2 protein-coding genes are annotated in these 2,013 nt (G+C 31.3%); both read left to right on the top strand.

Going from position 1 to position 2,013, the window contains the following annotated elements; genetic code table 11:
- Nucleotides 1-245: 245 nt before the first annotated feature.
- Nucleotides 246-1,004, top strand: a complete 759-nt coding sequence (locus tag ACE1ET_RS20380; protein ID WP_375730271.1) for an energy transducer TonB — start codon at nt 246-248, stop codon at nt 1,002-1,004.
- A 176-nt stretch (nt 1,005-1,180) separates the two neighbouring features.
- On the top strand, nt 1,181-1,804 hold the full coding sequence (locus ACE1ET_RS20375; RefSeq protein WP_375730270.1) for a hypothetical protein: 624 nt from the start codon (nt 1,181-1,183) through the stop codon (nt 1,802-1,804).
- The last annotated feature ends 209 nt before the right edge of the window (nt 1,805-2,013 follow it).

The raw sequence follows: 2,013 nt of genomic DNA, 5'->3' as shown, positions 1-2,013 counted from the left end.
GATATAATTCTTGATGAATTGATTGAGAATTTTAGCTGTGAATAAAAACGAGGTACAACACGCGGTCATAGTGCATGCGGTTTTTTATAACTTGTAAAACCTTATCCCGTATGCCGTCTTTACGGCTTGACAGTCTCCACTTCATGGGACAGTCAACCGCACGACACCATACCGCGGGAACGTTAGGGGGTATAGTGACTTAAGACTTGGAGACTTTTTATGAAAACTAAAATACCTAAAAAACTATGAGGATTCAAATTGGTATTATTTTACTGTTGATTACTTTTTCATTTTGCTACGGAAAAGATAAACAGAAAATTAAACGAGTACGCAATTATTTTGACACTGAGTATTTTGAAATTGACAAATTAACTAAAGAATACAACGGTCAATATGTTAAACTTGATAGGGATACTAAAGATACAATCGTTTGGGGAAAATATAAAAATGGAACTAGAACAGGAGTTTGGTCCTTTTACGGTCCTTCTAATCAACCCTATTTTAAATTTGATTATGACAATTTAGAAATAACTTATAAATCACCCTATTTAAATTTGATTAATGAATTTATAATTGAAGATGTGAATGGAGAATATATACTATCAAAAGTTGAGAGACCAGCGATATGTTTAGATGGTATGTTTGAACTTAAAAAACAAGCGGGCCTTAAATTCACACCTGATTTTTTTGACTTAATGGGAATAAATAACAATTTTATTCTTGCATCATTAATCATCAATGAAGATGGCGACATGGATTCAGTCGTTATCGAAAAAGCTATAAATCCGGAACTGGACGCTGCAGTTATAAAAAGTTTAAATAAATTGAATCTCAAATGGTTACCTGCAATAAAAAATGATAAAAATGTGAAGTCTAAGGTTTTTATTAATTATTATATATACCGTGATGCCGATCAGCTAAATTTTATGCAAAAAAGAATTATGGATAATCCATATACAACTAATGTATTTCTTTTATATCAATTTAAGATAGAAAAATATTAAAAAACTACACCCCCTAACACACGGTATAGTGCATGGCAGTACTTTTAAAACCAAATAATTCAACGTTCGCTGCAAGCGCCTTTCGTCCTGACAGTTCCTATCCTTTCGGACAGAAACTGCCACGACACCATACCGCGGGAACGTTGCCTGCAATATTGAAGTAAATGAATATACATATGAAAAAATATATTCTTATCTTTTTTATTTTGACATTGATAGTATGTTGTAAGACTAAGAATTCACAAAATGCGGAGAATAACTCAAAAGAAACATTTACGCTAAAAACTGAGTTAATTAAAAAAGATACTAATCCAGTCAATACAACATCTGGAAATAGTTTAGTTGTATTTAAAACAAAACTTACTGACAGTACCAGCAATATCCCATATTATCAATGTGATGATTATAATGCATTTCAAATTGAACTTGATATAAAGAGTATCAATAGCTTGTATGAAGATTTCTTTAGTTGTACGAAAGTGCCAGTTATTAATAAATATGATCAGACAATAGTTGACACTATTTACATGTATACCAATGAAAAAAATTTAATGGAGTTTTACAGATCATCTTCTAACGGCGACTTTTTAATGTTATTTGATATTACAGATTCTCTAATTGAAATAAATAATGGAATAAAGACGGGATTATCAAAAATAGAGTTAGCTCGAAAATTTAATATTAAAAATATTGACAATGATACTCTAGACGTTGGCAACTTGGAAAATACCAATGTAATTCGTTTTTACTTTAAGGATAGTCTTTTGACGCGAATAAAATTTGAACCATATTTTGAATAAAAATACTGCAGGCAACACGCAGTCATACTGCATGGCAGTACTTTTAAATAAAATATTACAACATTCGTAGTCGGGCTATTTCGTCCTGACAGTTCCTATCCTATCGGAAAGAAACTGCCACGACAGCATACTGCGGGAACGTTGGGCATAATAATGAGAGAGACTGCAAACTCTAAACACATATTGATTAAAATAGCTTATTAATAAAA

The sequence above is a fragment of the Quyinboa mangrovi genome, assembly GCF_042219825.1.
In the GTDB taxonomy this organism is placed as follows: Bacteria; Bacteroidota; Bacteroidia; order Bacteroidales; family UBA5342; genus JBHJHP01.
The sequence above is the reverse complement of the archived record's forward strand: the minus strand, read 5'-3'. Positions and strand labels throughout refer to the sequence as shown.